This is a genomic window from Nocardia sp. NPDC003693 (assembly GCF_053981095.1).
In genome coordinates, this window is record NZ_JBSFNO010000002.1 from 1 (window position 1) to 14,692 (window position 14,692).

The following is a 14,692-nucleotide window of genomic DNA, read 5'->3' on the forward strand; positions in this document are numbered from 1 at the left end:
CCGAGCCGGGCAACATCTACACCCGCATCATGAACCCCACCCAGGACGCGGTGGAGCAGCGCGTGGCCGCCCTCGAGGGCGGCGTGGCGGCGCTGCTGGTGTCGTCGGGCCAGGCCGCGGAGACCTACGCGATCCTGAACGTCGCCGAGGCCGGCGACCACATCGTGTCCAGCCCGCACCTGTACGGCGGCACGTACAACCTCTTCCACTACTCGCTGCCCAAGCTCGGCATCGAGGTCAGCTTCGTCGAGGATCCGGACGATCTGGCCCAGTGGGAAGCGGCCGTCCGCCCCAACACCAAGGCTTTCTACGGTGAGACCGTCGCCAACCCGAGCAGCTCGATCTTCGACATCGAGGGCATCGCGGGCGTGGCGCACGCGGCCGGCGTTCCGCTGATCGTGGACAACACCGTCGCCACCCCATACCTGATCCAGCCGCTGAAGCACGGCGCGGACATCGTCGTGCACTCGGCGACCAAGTACCTGGGCGGGCACGGCTCCGCGGTCGCGGGCGTGATCGTGGACGGCGGCACCTTCGACTGGACCGTGACCGACGCCAACGGCAAGCCGCGGTTCCCGGGCTTCACCACCGCGGACCCCAGCTACCACGGCGTGGTCTTCGCCGACCTGGGCGCACCGGCGTACGCGCTCAAGGCGCGCGTGCAGCTGCTGCGCGACCTCGGCGCGGCGGTATCGCCGTTCAACGCCTTCCTGATCAGCCAGGGCATCGAGACGCTGAGCCTGCGGGTGGAGCGGCACGTGGCCAACGCCCAGGCGGTCGCGGAATTCCTGAGTGGGCAGGACGCGGTGGAGTCGGTGTACTACGCCGGTCTGCCCAACTCCCCCTGGTTCGAGCGTGGCAAACAGCTGGCACCGAAGGGCGTCGGCGCGATCGTCTCGTTCGAGCTGGCCGGTGGTGTCGATGCGGGCAAGAAGTTCGTGGACGCGCTGGTGCTGCACAGCCATGTCGCTAACATCGGGGATGTGCGCTCGCTCGTGATTCATCCGGCTTCGACCACCCACTCCCAGCTGACTCCCGAGGAGCAGCTCGCGTCCGGCGTCACCCCTGGTCTGGTGCGTTTGGCCGTGGGTATCGAAGGTATCGACGACATCCTGGCGGATTTGCGCGCGGGACTGATTGCGGCAGCGAGCTGATAGTGAGCATTGAATCGAGCACCTCTCGTCCAGCGGCGGATCTCTTGCTGCCGCCGCCCGACGGGACGCTCTGCACCATTGCGATCGGGGAGGTCCGGCTCGAGAACGGCGCCGTCATCCCCGACGTGAGCCTGGCGGTGCAGCGGTGGGGCGAACTCTCGGCGAACGCGGATAACGTCATCCTCGTCGAGCACGCCCTCACCGGCGATTCACATGTGGTCGGCCCCGCCGACGTGCAGCACGCCCAGCCCGGCTGGTGGGACGGCATCGTCGGCGAGGGCGCGGCGGTGGACACCCGCGAATGGTGTGTCATCGCCACCAACGTCCTGGGCGGCTGCAAGGGCAGCACCGGCCCGGCGTCCCTCGCCGCGGACGGAAAGCCGTGGGGCGCACGCTTTCCCGAGATCAGCATTCGCGATCAGGTGACCGCGGAGGCGCAGCTGCTCGATCTGCTCGGCATCTACCGGCTGGCGTCGGTGGTCGGCGGGTCGATGGGCGGCATGCGCGTGCTGGAGTGGATGGCCGGCTATCCCGAGCGGGTCGGGTCGGCCCTGGTGCTGGCGGTGGGCGCGCGTGCCACCGCCGATCAGATCGGCACCCAGACCACCCAGATCGCGGCCATCCGGTCCGATCCGAACTGGCAGGGCGGGGCGTATCACGGCACCGGGACCGCGCCGATGTCCGGCATGGGCATCGCGCGCCGGATCGCGCACCTGACCTACCGGACCGAGGCCGAGCTCGACCACCGCTTCGAGAACCATGCCCAGGGCGACGAGAACCCCTGGGACGGTGGGCGTTACGCGGTGCAGAGCTACCTGGAGTACCAGGCGGACAAGCTCATCTCGCGGTTCGATCCCGCCACCTACGTCCTGCTGACCGAGGCCATGAACCGGCACGACATCGGCCGTGGCCGCGGCGGCATCGAGGCGGCGCTGGGCGCGATCACGGTGCCGTGCGTGGTCGGCGGCGTGGACTCGGATCGGTTGTATCCGTTGCGGACCCAGCAGGAACTGGCGGATCTCCTACCCGGCTGCAAGGGGCTGGAGATCGTGCGTTCCCGGGACGGGCACGACGGATTCCTCACCGAGACCGAAGCGGTGGGCAAACTCATGGTGCAGACCATGGAGCTGGCCCGGGCCGCACGCCGTTAGTTGCGGTACCGAAGCTCAAAACAAATGATCCCCCGGGAGCGCTGCTGCCGGGGGATTGCTGTGTCGAGGCTCAGACCTCGGTGAGGCGGCGGCCGAGTTCTCGGCGCAGTACTTCTTGGGCGGGCAAACGGTGCAGGACGCGGAGTACCGCGGGACGTAGTTCGCGCTGTTCCTCGAGCGAGAGCAGGCCGACCAGATCCCGCAGATCCATGTCATCGAAGGTCGCTGTCATGCCTATACATTACGTGGACGACGCGACTTCGTCCCGTAATTGGCACCGGGGTTACGGAGCCGTCACCCTAACGAAACCGACAGTGCGTCAGGATAATTCGTACGAAACAGACATGACTCGTGGTACCCGCAAGGCTAGGTGACACCGAGGCTGTTGATGGTCGCCGCCAGCACGATGATGGCGCAGCCGAGCACCGCCAGCCACGTCACGTCGAAAGGTTTGCTGCGCACCGCCAGCAGCCCCACGCGCTCGGTCGGCAGCAGTAGCCGGAAGGCCGCCGCGAGCAGTGTCGCGCCGCCGAAGAAGAAGGTTCCGCGGCGCCACCGGTCCCAGGCCAGGAAGACCACGGCCACCACCAGCACCAGTGCGATCAGCACCATGGGCAGGTTGTCCCGCAGCGCCTGTCCGATACGGCTGCTGCGGCTCTCCGGGGCGGCATGGGCTGCACTCACGCCCGGAAGCTTAACCGGACCGCTCGCATCGGGCTCCCCCGCCGCCACGCGCACGCACCGGCCGCGAACAGTACGGTTCTCTTGCTCTGCGATGCTGGTGGGCGTGTTCCATCTTGTGTTCTTCTCCCCGCGCATCCCGCCCAACACCGGCAACGCCATCCGGCTCGCCGCCGGGACGGGCTGCCAGTTGCACCTGATCGAACCCCTGGGCTTCGACCTATCCGAGCCCAAGCTACGCCGGGCGGGCCTGGACTACCACGACCTCGCCTCGGTGACCGTGCACCAGAACCTGGCCGCCGCATGGGATTCCATAGCCCCCGCCCGCGTCTTCGCCTTCACGGCCGCCGCCACGACCCGCAACACCGACATCACCTACGCCGACGGCGACGCCCTCCTGTTCGGCCCCGAGCCGACCGGCCTCCCCCCGGAGGTCCTGTCCGACCCCCGGGTGACCGACCGACTCCGGATCCCGATGCTCCCCGGCCGCCGCTCGATGAACCTCTCGAACGCCGCCGCCGTCGCGGTGTACGAGGCCTGGCGCCAACAGGGCTTCCCGGGCGCGGTGTAGCGGCGCCGACCTACCCTGGTGACGTGCCCATCCCGCGTACGCACCCGGAACTGTCCGAATACATGACCTGGGAAGAACTCGCGCGGCTCCCGAAGGAGATCGCCGGGGAGATCGAACTGTGGGAGGGTCGTGTGGTCTGGCTACCGCGCGAACCGCCGGAGCATCAGACGTTCACGAGTCTGTTCTTCACCGGAATGGACAGGTGCCTACGGGAATTCATGCCCGTGGGCTCGACGCGACTGCGCCGCGCGGCGATCGAATCCACCGTTTTTCTGGGCGAGAGCGGGAGGTCCGACTTCCTGACACCGGACTTCCTGGTTCATCGTCGTCTCGAAGCTCCCTACCAAGACATTCGCGCCGCCGATGTGTTCCTGGTCGGCGAGGTGCTGTCGCCCTTCGGTTCCAGGTCGACGGTGGAGTCCAAGAAGTATCGCTACGCGAGCGCGGGAATCCCCTGGTACTGGGAAGTCCAGCTGGCCACGGAGGCCAGCGCCGTCGCGAGGGTCCGTGCCTTCGGCCTGCAGACCGCGCCGGCGGTACTCCCGGAGGGCGTGCGCCCCCTGCACACGAGCAACTACATCCTCGCCGCCGAATGGTTCCCCGCCGACACCGACGGCATCGACTTCGACTTCCCCTTCCCGATCCACATCCCCTGGTCCGAACTGGAGTACTAGCTCCGGCGCCCGCACTTCGGTTCCGCTCGGGGCATCGCCGTGGAACGCGGTGGCGCGGTAGGGTGGCGGGAGTTCGGATCCGCAACCTCGTCGCAGGCGCAAGATCTCCGTTGATGTAGCCGGAGGAATTGTCGTGCGCGGAATTACATTGGTAACCGTCGGAGCCGGGGACAAGAGCGCGGGGTGCAGCCCCACCGGGATCGTGGGGCGGTGGCTGGCCCGGGAGCTGCTCGACGCCGGGGTGCGGGTGCGGGTCGTGGCCGAGGCGGGGCAGCTCGGGGAGTGGCCGGACGCGGTGGAAGTGGTCGAGGGGTCGATCACGCGGCCGGAGCCGGCGCCGGGGATATTCGACGGGGTCGACGCCGTTTTTCTCGCCGGGGCGCGGGCCGCGACCGTGGGGCGGGTGCTCGCCGGGGCGCGGGAGGCGGGGGTCGGGCGAATCGTGCTGCTGTCCTCGCACGGGGCCGAGCACGAGGCGGCGTATCCGCCCGAGACGTGGTTCTGGCTCGCCATCGAGCGGGCGGTCGAGGCGTCGGGCATGGCGTGGACCCACATCCGGCCGTCGGCGGTGATGGGGTCGGTGCTCGAAGGAACCTATCCGGCAACGGGTTCGGACTGGGCGGAGACCATCGCGGCCGAGAACACCGTGCGGGAAGCGTTTCTCGGGACGGGGCACTACCCCTTCATCCACGAACGGGATCTGGCGGCGGTGGCGGCTGCGGCGCTGTGCCGCGACGGGTACGCGGGAATGCTGTTGGAGGCGGTGGGATTTCCGGTGAGTACACGATCCCGGGTGCGGGACATCGCCGAGGTGCTCGGGCGGGAAATCACCGCCGTGGAGCTGACCCCGCGGGAGAGCCGCGCCGCCTGGCGCGCACGCGGGTGGCCGGACGACGGTATCGACGTGACCCTGTTCGCACTCCAGGAGTACGGCGTTCACTTCGACGAGCTCACCCGCTGGACCGCCGAGCAGCGCCCCACGGTCCCGGAGCTGATCGGCCGGCCGATGCGCACCTACCGGGACTGGGTCGCCGAGCACGCCGCGCTGTTCGACCCGGTTCCGGATCGAGCGCGGCGCCACCGTGCGTAGGCGGCGCCGCACATCGAAGTCCCGCTCGTGCGCCGAGTTCGCCGCTCAGTCGTCGACTTCGAACCGTTTGAAGCGGGAGGTGGCCCCGGCAGCCAGGCGGACGGCGGTCTTGGGGACGCCGTAGTGGGCGGCCAGCAGCTCGATGGCCGCCCTGTTCGCCTTGCCCTCGACGGCGGGGGCCCGGACGTAGAGCCGGAGCGTCCCGGCGGGGAGGGCTTCGACCAGGGGACCCTTCTTGCTGTTGGGTTTGATGACGGCCCGGACCACGGTGGGCATGGCGGCGCTCCTTTGCGGGATCCGAGGGAACCGCTCGATTCTCGCGGGTGGTCCGGGGCGGCGGGCGCGCGGGTCAGGAACGGACGGCGGTGGCGTCCACCTCGAACTTCATCCCCGGCAGGGCCAGGGCGGCCACGCCCGCGAGGGTCTGCGCGGGCGGGCGGTCACCCCAGATCTCGGCGATCTTCTTCCCGAGTACGGTCAGCTTGTCCAGGTCGTGGTCGACGATGAAGGTGCGCAGTTGCGCCACGTCGGCGTAGTCGAGACCTACCGCGCGCAAAGCCTTTCCGAGATTGGCGAAGGCATTGCTCACCTGGGTGGCGAAATCGGCGTCGCCGGTGTGCCCCTGCGCGTCGGAGTCGTACTGACCCGCGATGAACACCAATTCACCACTCACGCGGGCGATATGGCTGTAGCCGAAGCCGGTCGGGTCGTGCAGTTCGGCGGGGTTGACGAATTCGATGCTCACGATGTGCTCCTCGATGCGGTGGTACGGATGCCAACACCGGGATGACGACGAGCCCATCCGCACCGTGACACGCGTTCGCTGTCAGCGGAAGTCGCGCGAGCGCGCCTCGATGCGCAGATCCATCCGCTGCACGTGATCGGCCACCACCGTGACCGCGCCCTCGGCGTTCTGCACCCGCCCCCGCACGAGCAGCGCGGGCGCGGTCTGCACGAGCCGGCGATAGCGCGCCCACAACCCCACCGAGCAGACCACGTTCACCATCCCGGTCTCGTCCTCCAGATTCAGGAAGGTGACACCGGCCGCGGTGGCGGGCCGCTGCCGGTGCGTGACCGCGCCGCCGACCAGCACCCGGGTGCCGTCCCGCACCCCGAGCAGCTGATCGGCGGGCACCACCCCGAGCGCGTCGAGCCGCTCGCGCAGGAACTCGGTGGGATAGCTGCCGGGCGAGACCCCGGTGGCCCACACATCGGCCGCCGCCAGTTCCAGCGCGCTCATCCCGGGCAGCGCGGGCGCGTCCACCGCCGCGCCCATGCCCGGCAGCCGATCGGGCCGCTCCCCCGCCGCCGCGCCCGCCGCCCACAGCGCCGCGCGCCGGGTGCCGCCGAGACTGCCGAGCGCCCCCGCCGTGGCGAGCGCCTCGGCCTGCGGAACGGTCAATTCCACTCGCCCGGTGAGGTTTCGGAACGAGGTGTACGGCCCGAGCTCGCGAGCGGCCACGATCTGCTCGGCGAGTTCGGTCCCGATCGTGCGCACCGCGCCCAGCCCGAGCCGCACCTGCGTACCGCCCGCCGCCAGGGTCGCCTCGGCGAGCGAGTGATTGATATCGGGCCCGTGCACCACCACCCCGTGCCGGCGCGCGTCGGCCACCAGCGACTGCGGCGAGTAGAACCCCATGGGCTGCGCCCGCAGCAGTCCCGCGCAGAACGCCGCCGGATGATGCAGCTTGAACCACGAGGAATAGAACACCAGCGAGGCGAAACTCTGCGAATGACTCTCCGGGAAGCCGAAATTCGCGAACGCGTACACCTTCTCGTAGATGCGGTCCGCGATCTCCCCGGTGATCCCGTGCAGTTCGCGCATCCCCGTGTAGAAACGCTCGCGCAGCCGTTCCATCTTCTCCGGGGACCGTTTGGACCCCATGGCCCGGCGCAACTGATCGGCTTCGGCCGCGGTGAATCCGGCGATGTCGACGGCCATCTGCATGAGCTGCTCCTGGAACAGCGGAATGCCGAGCGTGCGCTCGAGCGAATTCTCCAGTGCCGGATGGTCGTAGACGACCTTCTCCCTGCCGTTGCGCCGCCGGATGTAGGGATGCACCGAACCGCCCTGGATCGGCCCGGGCCGGATCAGCGCCACCTCCACCACCAGGTCGTAGAAGTTGCGCGGCTTCAAACGCGGCAGGGTCGCCATCTGCGCCCGCGATTCCACCTGGAAGACCCCGACCGAGTCGGCGCGGCACAGCATGTCGTAGACGGCGGCTTCGGTGAGATCGAGTTGATGCAGCTCCACCGTCTCGCCCTTGTGCTCGCGCACCAGGTCGATCATGTAGTGCAGCGCGGAGAGCATGCCGAGCCCGAGCAGATCGAATTTCACCAAACCCGCTGCCGCGCAATCGTCCTTGTCCCACTGCAGCACGCTGCGCCCCGGCATACGCGCCCATTCGGTCGGGCACACGTCGGCGATGGGCCGATCACAGATCACCATGCCGCCGGAGTGAATACCCAGATGCCGTGGCAAACCCTCCAATTCACCGGCCAGCCCGAGCACGTCCGCCGGAATATCGGTGTGCTCTTCCTTTGCCACCCCGGTCCACCGGCTCACCTGTTTGCTCCAGGCGTCCTGCTGTCCGGGCGAGAACCCCAGCGCGCGTGCGGCATCGCGCACCGCCGACCGCCCGCGATAGGTGATCACATTGGCCACCTGCGCGGCGTACTCGCGCCCGTATTTGGTGTAGACGTGCTGAATCGCCTCTTCCCGGCGATCGGATTCGATGTCGACGTCGATATCGGGCGGCCCGTCGCGCTCGGGCGCGAGGAAGCGTTCGAAGAGCAGTTTGTTGGCGACCGGATCGACATTGGTGATACCGATGGCGTAGCAGACCGCGGAATTGGCCGCCGAACCCCGGCCCTGACACAGGATGTCATTGGTGTGGCAGAAGTCCACGATGTCGTGCACCACCAGGAAGTACCCCGGGAACTTCAGGTCGGCGATCACCCGGAGTTCGTGTTCGAGCTGGTCGTACGCCTGCGGATTGCCCGCGCGCGGACCGTAGCGCCGGGCCGCGCCCATCATGGTGAGCTCGCGCAGCCACGAGTCCTCGTCGTGCCCGGGCGGTACGTCGAACGGCGGCAGCTGCGGCGCGATCAGTCTCAGGTCGAAGGTGCATTCCCGCGCCAGCGCAACGGCATTGGCGACCGCGCGCGGGCATTCGGCGAACAGCCGCGTCATCTCCGTGCCCGAGCGCAGGTGCGCGCCGCCGGTGGGCGCGAGCCAGCCCGCCATCTCGTCCAGGCTGGACCGCGCGCGAATGGCGGCCAGCGCCATGGCCCGGCGGCGATGCGGCGGTGCGGCGAAATGCGCTCCGGTGGTGGCGAGTACGGGCAGCCCGAGCAGATCGGCGAGGGCGATCAGCCGGGCATTGCGTTCGTCGTCCTCGGGAATGCCGTGGTGGGTGAGCTCCACGCTGACGTGCTCGTGACCGAATCGTTCGACCAGTTCCCGCAATTCGGCCTCGGCGGCGGCATCGCTCTGCTGCAGCGCCTGGCGCACCGTGCCTTTGCGGCAGCCGGTGAGAATGTGCCAGTGCCCGCCCGCCGCGGCGGTGAGCCGGTCCAGGTCGTAGCGCAGGATGCCCTTCTCCCCCGCCGCCATGTGCGCGGCCGCCATCTCCCGGGACAGCCGGCGGTAGCCCTCCTGCCCGCGCGCCAGCACCAGCAGGTGCGGTCCGGCCGGATCGGGCGCGCCGGTGCGCGGCGCGGAGTCCCCGGTCTCCTCGCCGGCGCGGTCCCGGCCGCGGCGGCCACCGCGCGGGGCGAGGTGCGCGCCCGCGCGGGCGGCGGTGCCCAGGGACAGTTCCGCGCCGAAGACGGTCGGCATCCCCCATTCGCGGGCGGCCTCGGCGAAACGCACCACCCCGTAGAACCCGTCGTGATCGGTGAGCGCGAGCGCTTCCAGGCCCAGGCGCACCGCCTCCTCGACCAGTTCCTCGGGCTGGCTGGCCCCGTCCAGGAAGCTGTAGGCGGAGTGGGTGTGCAGTTCGGCGTACGGCACACCGGGCCCGGCCGCGCGGGCCAGTGCGCCCGCTTCGTACTTCTCGCGTTTGCGGGACCAGGCCGGGCTGTCGCCGCCGTCGCCCTCGATCTCGCGGGCGGGTGCGGGCCTGCCGGAGAGCACGCGTTCGAGTTCCGACCAGGTCGGCGGACCGTTGTGCCAGCCCACGGTCTCTCCTCTGTCTCGATCGTGCTCGAGTGTCGAACATACATTCGATCTTCCGAAGCATTACAGGAGACCCAACCGAACGGTCTGTAAATGCCGAATCCGGCGTGTCCGCCACCCGTCCCGGACAGTTGCGAATCTCCTGCCCCGCCACCCTGGTCACGGAACTTACTTTGGAGTAAGTTCTAGGCAAATCGAATCCCGAGGGAGCAGCGATGAGCGATACCTCCGCCGCCAACGGCAACGGCTACCTGTCCCGCCGGCGCGCCGGTCGCGATCTGACCGGCAAGCACGTCGTGATCACCGGCGCCTCGTCCGGCATCGGGCGCTCGGCCGCCCTCGCGGTCGCCGAGAAGGGCGCGGTGGTGCTGCTGCTGGCCCGCCGCGAGGACGAACTGGACGCCGTGGTCGCGGAGATCCGCGCGGCGGGCGGGCAGGCGCACGGCTACCAGTGCGATGTCACCGATCCGGAATCGGTGGACCGGGCCGTCACCTTGCTGCTGGCCGCGCACGATCACGTGGACATGCTGGTCAACAACGCCGGGCGCTCGATTCGCCGCGCGGTGCACCGCTCCACCGATCGCATGCACGATTTCGAGCGAACCATGGCGGTGAACTACTTCGGCGCGGTCCGCATGACCCTGGCCCTGCTGCCGCAGATGCGCGAACGCAAGTTCGGGCACATCGTGAACATCTCCAGCGCGGGCGTGCAGGTCGCGTCCCCGCGCTTCGCCGCCTACCTGGCCAGCAAGGCCGCCCTGGACAAGTTCGCCGAGGTGACGGCGATCGAAATGCTCTCGGACAACGTCACTTTCACCACCATCCACATGCCCCTGGTGCGCACCCCCATGATCGCGCCGAGCGGCGACCAGGGCTCACCCGTCCAGTCCCCCGAGTGGGCCGCCGCCCTCATCGTGCGCGCCCTGAGCGAGCGCCCGCGCCGCATCGACGTCCCCCTGGGCACCCTGGCCGAGTACGGCCAGATGTTCGCCCCGGGCATCAAGGAGCGCGTCCTGCACCGCTACTACCGCTCGATCGGCGACTCCCCCGCCGCCAAGGGCGAGGCGGTGCCCGACGCCGAGACCGAGGACGCGAACATCGAAGAGCCGCAACGGCATCGCCGCACCACCCCGACGGTCGTCCGAGTCACCGGCACCGCCCTGCGCAAGGCCGCGCGGCTGGTGCCCGGCACCTACTGGTGAACCGTGTACCCCCGTACTGCCTCCGACATATTCTCGCCACCCGCTGACCCGGCGCGCTCCGGCCGGGATCCACGCCGCACACGGTGGATTTCGCCCCGGGGCGTGCGACGGGACGGCTGCGGTGGCTCAGTCTTGTTCCAGCGCGAGCGATTTCAGCTCACCGCGAGATCCGACCCGAGGTGCGCGACGGGACGGCTGGCGTGGCTCAGTCCTGTTCCAGTGCCAGCGATTTCAGCTCACCGCGGGAGACGACGCCGAGTTTCGGGTACGCCTTGTACAGGTGATGGCCGACCGTACGCGGGCTCAGGAACAGCTGGGCGGCGATGTCGCGGTTGCTCATGCCCTGGGCGGCGAGCCGCACGATCTGGAGTTCCTGCGGGGTGAGGGCGGCGAGCACCCCGGTCGCGGCGCGGGTGGCGGCGCCGACGCCGAGTGCGCCGAGTTCGGTGCTCGCCCGGGCCGCCCACGGTGCGGCGCCGAGGCGTTCGAAGGTCTCGAGTGCCGCGGCCAGCGGCGTTCTGGCGTCGGCCTTGCGGCGGTTGCGGCGCAACCACTCCCCGTAGAGCAGGTGGGTGCGGGCCTGCTCGAACGGGCGCCCACCCAGCTCCAGGGCGGTCCGGTAGTACCGCTCGGCCTCCGCGTCCGGGCTCAGCAGCGCGTGCGCGCGGGCGGCGAGCGCGGCCACCCACGGCTGCCCCGACAGCTCGGCCCACCGGTCCAGACGTTCGAGCGCGTCACCCGCGCGGCCCGGATCACCCAGTCGCACCGCCGATTCGATGAGATCGGGCAGCGAGCGCAGGCCGATCACCATGTGCCGGGCGGGTTCCCGGGTCAGGATCTCGAATCTGGCCAGCGCGCTGTCCACCCGGCCGTACCCGAGGTCGAGCAGCGCCAGCGCGGCGTGGGCCCAGCTCGCGCCGGGAGCGTCCGCGCCGCCGAAGCGCTCGGACACCGATTCCGCGGCGGCCGAACGGCATTCGTCCTCGCGACCGGCGAGCGCGGCCAGGTAGGCGAGCATGGCCGTGTGCTGGCCGACCCAGTGCTCCTGCCCGATGTCGCGGGCGATCCGGGCGCCTTCGGTCGCGATGACCAGGGCCTCGCGCGGCCGGCCGAGGAACGTTTCGGCCTCGGACCGGAAGAACAGGAGGGTGGGCAGCGGGCCGATCCGGCCCTCGTCACGGCAGGCGGTGATCAGTTCGCCGACCAGATCGGCCACCTGGTCGTCCTGCCCGACCACCAGGCCGACACCGGACAGCTGCACCAGGTCGCTCACCTCGGCCCCGGTGGCGCGAGCCCGGTCGGCGGTCTCGCGCAGCGGTGCGCTGTACCGGCCGTGCACCCCGGCCAGGACGTAGGCGGTGCTGTGGGCCAGCGAGTTGTCCACGGGCAGTGCCAGTGCCGAGAGCCGGTCGGTGACCTCGCGAAGTTCCGCCGCGCCCAGATACCAGGCCGTGTGCACCGCGACCAGCAGGATTCGGGCCGCGAGCAGCGGTTCCGCCCGTGCCGCGTCGGCCGCCGCGACCAGTCGCCGGTGCGCCGGAAGCTGTTTGCCCGCACCGAATTCCGCGCGTCCGCGAATCAGGTCGAGGCGGGCGGCCAGGGCGGGCTCGGCGGTCTGGGCCGCGGCGCGCCCGGCCAGCCGGTCCGCCACGTCGTACAGGCCCGCCTCACCGGCGGTTTCGGCGGCGCGCACCAGCCGGTGCACCTTCGCCGCGTGGTCCACGCTGAGCGCGGCCGCGCGTTCGTACGCGGCGACCGCACCGTGAAAACCGTTGCGGGCCCGGGCCCGATCGGCGGTGGCGGCCAGCTCGGCGGCGATGTCCTCGTCCGGTCCGGTGGCCGCCGACGCCCGGTGCCAGGCCCGCAGATCCGCGTCCTCGGGCCGGTCCAGGGCGGCGGCCAGGGCGTCGTGCGCGGCGAGCCGCTGGGCCAGCGGGGCGCCCCGGTAGACCGCCGAGCGCAGCAGCGGATGCCGGAAGGCGAGCGTCCGGCCGTCGGTGTGCACGAGACCGTCCTCCTCGGCCGGTTGCAGATCACCGATCCCCGCGCCGAGGGTCGTCGCGGCGCGCAACAGCGGATCGAGCTCGCTCGCCCCGGCCGCGGCCGCGACCAGCAGCAGGGTGCGGGTGGGCGCGGGCAGTCGGCTGACGCGCCCGTGAAAGGCGACCTGCAGCCGCTGACTCAGCGGCAGCGGATTCGGCCCCGCGTCGGCCGGTTCCACGGCCAGCACCGCGGGCAGTTCCCGCAGCGCGAGCGGATTGCCGCCCGCCTCGGACAGCAGCCGATAGCGCAGCGCCGGGGTCAGATCCGGGGTGGCGGCATCGACCATGGCGGCCGCGGCGTCCTGCCGCAGCGCCGGCACCTCGAGTTCGGGCAGCCCCGGAGCCGGGAAATCGGCTGCCCCGGTACGGGTCGCGAAGATCAGCACGATACCCTCGGCCTCGACGCGGCGGGCGACGAAGAGCAGGGTGTCCGCGGTCGCACGGTCCAGCCAGTGCGCGTCGTCGATCAGGACCAGTAGCGGCCCGTCGGCGGCCTGTTCGGCGAGCAGCGAGAGCACCGCCAGGCCGATCAGCAGTTGATCGCCGGCATGGTGCTCGCCGAGACCGAACGCACCGAGCAGGGCCGCGCGCTGCCGCTCGGGCAGCGCGTCCACCAGCGGCAGCGCCGAGCGCAGCAGCAGATGCAGTCCGGCGAAAGGCAATTCGGCCTCGGATTCGACGCCCGCGCCGCGCACGCACGGAACACCCCGCGCGGCGGCGTGGTCGAGCAGCGCGGTCTTGCCGATGCCGGCTTCGCCACGCAGCACCAGGGCCCCGCTGCGCCCGGCCCGCGCCGCGTCGAGCAGTGCGTCGATGCGGAGCTGTTCTGCCTGGCGTCCGTAGAGCATTCGCCCACCGTATCCGGGCCCCGCGCACCGCCCCGGAAAGGCCGGACCGATCGGACATCCGGGGGTACCGGCGGAGCCCGGATCGACCTACGTCATCGGTCGCGAAAAGTACTTATGGATGACTGATTCGGGCACCCCCGCCCCCGTCATAACTTTGTTCCAGAGCGCGACACAGCGCCGAGAAAACAAGGGAGACGGCAATGAACGACCTGGTCGCGCAGTACCTGGAGATCTGGAACACCACCGACGCCGCCGCCCGCGCGGCCGCCATCGACGGACTGTTCACCGACGAGGTGCGCTACGTCGATCCGCTCATGGACGTCACCGGCCGCCGCGCCCTGGACGCCGGAATCGCCGCCGTGCAGGCCCAGTTCCCCGGCATGGTGTTCCGCCTGGCGGGCCCGGTGGACGGCCACCACGAGCAGGTGCGCTTCACCTGGGAGCTCGGCCCGGCCGAGGGACCCGCCCTGGTCGTCGGCTTCGATGTCGCCACCCTCGAGCACGGCCGGATCGCCGGTGTGTACGGCTTCCTCGACAAGGTTCCCGCCGCCGTCTAGCTCCACCCACCCCTTTCCAAAACCCGGATTCAGAAGGAAGTTTCGCCATGACCACCACCACCGCCCCCACCTACCTGTCCACCCTGCTCGCTCGCGGCGACAAGCTGCTGCGCACCTCGCTCCGCCTGGACGCCGTGGTCACCGGCGCCAACGGCCTGGCCTACCTGGCCCTGGCGGTGCCGCTGGAATCGCTGCTGGGCCTGGACCGCACGTACGGCCTCGCCATCGGCGCCTTCCTCACCCTGTTCGCCCTCGCGGTCACCGCGACCGGCGCGACGAAGTCCATCAATATGGCCGCCGCCCGCACCGTCATGGCCCTGAACGCGATCTGGGTCGTGGTCAGCGTCGCCACCGCCGTCGAGGGCACCCTGGATCTCAATGTCGCGGGCACCGTCTGGACCCTCATGCAGGCCGTGACGGTCGGCGCCTTCGCCGCCCTGCAGTACCTGGGTCTGCGCAAAGCCCGGTGATCGGACGCCACGGAGCCCGGCAGCGCGGAGATCCGAAACTCCTTGCACGACAACGAGAACGGTCCCGGCCCA

Annotated in this window: 14 protein-coding genes; 8 read left to right on the forward strand and 6 right to left on the reverse strand. The window is 70.3% G+C overall.

Annotated elements, in window-relative coordinates; all coding sequences use genetic code 11:
• A partial coding sequence (locus tag ACWDOP_RS03935) for a bifunctional o-acetylhomoserine/o-acetylserine sulfhydrylase (protein ID WP_456343838.1) occupies positions 1 to 1,154 on the forward strand: 1,154 nt, incomplete at its 5' end.
• Positions 1,155 to 1,156: 2 nt separating this feature from the next.
• Positions 1,157 to 2,305 (forward strand): homoserine O-acetyltransferase MetX, encoded by a 1,149-nt coding sequence (gene metX, locus ACWDOP_RS03940; protein WP_456343839.1) that lies wholly within the window; start codon positions 1,157 to 1,159, stop codon positions 2,303 to 2,305.
• Positions 2,306 to 2,375: 70 nt separating this feature from the next.
• Here metX and ACWDOP_RS03945 read toward each other — a convergent pair whose 3' ends face one another.
• Positions 2,376 to 2,537 carry a hypothetical protein gene (locus ACWDOP_RS03945; protein ID WP_454202409.1) on the reverse strand — a complete coding sequence of 54 codons (162 nt, stop codon included), beginning with the start codon at positions 2,535 to 2,537 and terminating at the stop codon, positions 2,376 to 2,378.
• A gap of 134 nt (positions 2,538 to 2,671) precedes the next feature.
• Positions 2,672 to 2,917 (reverse strand): DUF3017 domain-containing protein, encoded by a 246-nt coding sequence (locus ACWDOP_RS03950; RefSeq protein ID WP_454202569.1) that lies wholly within the window; start codon positions 2,915 to 2,917, stop codon positions 2,672 to 2,674.
• 175 nt (positions 2,918 to 3,092) lie between these two features.
• On the opposite strand from ACWDOP_RS03950, the gene ACWDOP_RS03955 reads away from it, so the two are divergent.
• The 3 genes from ACWDOP_RS03955 (at position 3,093) to ACWDOP_RS03965 (ending at position 5,321) form a co-directional block, all read left to right on the forward strand.
• On the forward strand, positions 3,093 to 3,557 hold the full coding sequence (locus ACWDOP_RS03955) for a tRNA (cytidine(34)-2'-O)-methyltransferase (protein ID WP_456343840.1): 465 nt from the start codon (positions 3,093 to 3,095) through the stop codon (positions 3,555 to 3,557).
• 23 nt (positions 3,558 to 3,580) lie between these two features.
• The gene (locus ACWDOP_RS03960; protein WP_456343841.1) at positions 3,581 to 4,231 is read left to right on the forward strand and encodes a Uma2 family endonuclease; all 651 of its coding nucleotides are present in this window, start codon (positions 3,581 to 3,583) and stop codon (positions 4,229 to 4,231) included.
• A gap of 133 nt (positions 4,232 to 4,364) precedes the next feature.
• Complete coding sequence (locus tag ACWDOP_RS03965) at positions 4,365 to 5,321, forward strand: SDR family oxidoreductase (protein ID WP_456343842.1); 957 nt, start codon at positions 4,365 to 4,367, stop codon at positions 5,319 to 5,321.
• Positions 5,322 to 5,366: 45 nt separating this feature from the next.
• On the opposite strand, the gene ACWDOP_RS03970 is transcribed toward ACWDOP_RS03965, so the two are convergent.
• From ACWDOP_RS03970 to ACWDOP_RS03980, 3 genes are all read right to left on the reverse strand, one after another.
• Entirely contained in the window at positions 5,367 to 5,597 is a 231-nt protein-coding gene (locus ACWDOP_RS03970) for a DUF167 domain-containing protein (protein ID WP_456343843.1), read from the reverse strand.
• A 73-nt stretch (positions 5,598 to 5,670) separates the two neighbouring features.
• On the reverse strand, positions 5,671 to 6,066 hold the full coding sequence (locus tag ACWDOP_RS03975) for a RidA family protein (protein ID WP_456343844.1): 396 nt from the start codon (positions 6,064 to 6,066) through the stop codon (positions 5,671 to 5,673).
• Between the two features lie 81 nt (positions 6,067 to 6,147).
• Positions 6,148 to 9,504, reverse strand: a complete 3,357-nt coding sequence (locus ACWDOP_RS03980; protein ID WP_456343845.1) for an error-prone DNA polymerase — start codon at positions 9,502 to 9,504, stop codon at positions 6,148 to 6,150.
• Positions 9,505 to 9,716: 212 nt separating this feature from the next.
• Between ACWDOP_RS03980 and ACWDOP_RS03985 the strand changes: the two genes are divergently transcribed.
• Positions 9,717 to 10,703 carry an SDR family NAD(P)-dependent oxidoreductase gene (locus ACWDOP_RS03985; protein ID WP_456343846.1) on the forward strand — a complete coding sequence of 329 codons (987 nt, stop codon included), beginning with the start codon at positions 9,717 to 9,719 and terminating at the stop codon, positions 10,701 to 10,703.
• A gap of 205 nt (positions 10,704 to 10,908) precedes the next feature.
• Here the strand turns inward: ACWDOP_RS03985 and ACWDOP_RS03990 are convergent, their stop codons facing one another.
• A complete protein-coding gene (locus ACWDOP_RS03990; protein ID WP_456343847.1) occupies positions 10,909 to 13,593 on the reverse strand; it encodes an AAA family ATPase in 2,685 nt (894 codons plus the stop codon).
• Between the two features lie 200 nt (positions 13,594 to 13,793).
• Between ACWDOP_RS03990 and ACWDOP_RS03995 the strand changes: the two genes are divergently transcribed.
• Together ACWDOP_RS03995 and ACWDOP_RS04000 are read left to right on the forward strand one after the other, a co-directional pair.
• Positions 13,794 to 14,150, forward strand: a complete 357-nt coding sequence (locus tag ACWDOP_RS03995; RefSeq protein ID WP_456343848.1) for a nuclear transport factor 2 family protein — start codon at positions 13,794 to 13,796, stop codon at positions 14,148 to 14,150.
• 47 nt (positions 14,151 to 14,197) lie between these two features.
• Positions 14,198 to 14,620 carry a hypothetical protein gene (locus ACWDOP_RS04000; RefSeq protein WP_456343849.1) on the forward strand — a complete coding sequence of 141 codons (423 nt, stop codon included), beginning with the start codon at positions 14,198 to 14,200 and terminating at the stop codon, positions 14,618 to 14,620.
• Positions 14,621 to 14,692: the final 72 nt, after the last annotated feature.

What these genes read in the sequence shown, in the direction of transcription:
- ACWDOP_RS03945 (WP_454202409.1), bottom strand. Translation starts at nt 2,537, where the DNA reads ATGACAGCGACCTTCGATGACATGGATCTGCGGGATCTGGTCGGCCTG.
- ACWDOP_RS03950 (WP_454202569.1), bottom strand. Translation starts at nt 2,917, where the DNA reads ATGGTGCTGATCGCACTGGTGCTGGTGGTGGCCGTGGTCTTCCTGGCC.
- ACWDOP_RS03970 (WP_456343843.1), bottom strand. Translation starts at nt 5,597, where the DNA reads ATGCCCACCGTGGTCCGGGCCGTCATCAAACCCAACAGCAAGAAGGGT.
- ACWDOP_RS03985 (WP_456343846.1), top strand. Translation starts at nt 9,717, where the DNA reads ATGAGCGATACCTCCGCCGCCAACGGCAACGGCTACCTGTCCCGCCGG.
- ACWDOP_RS03990 (WP_456343847.1), bottom strand. Translation starts at nt 13,593, where the DNA reads ATGCTCTACGGACGCCAGGCAGAACAGCTCCGCATCGACGCACTGCTC.
- ACWDOP_RS03995 (WP_456343848.1), top strand. Translation starts at nt 13,794, where the DNA reads ATGAACGACCTGGTCGCGCAGTACCTGGAGATCTGGAACACCACCGAC.
- ACWDOP_RS04000 (WP_456343849.1), top strand. Translation starts at nt 14,198, where the DNA reads ATGACCACCACCACCGCCCCCACCTACCTGTCCACCCTGCTCGCTCGC.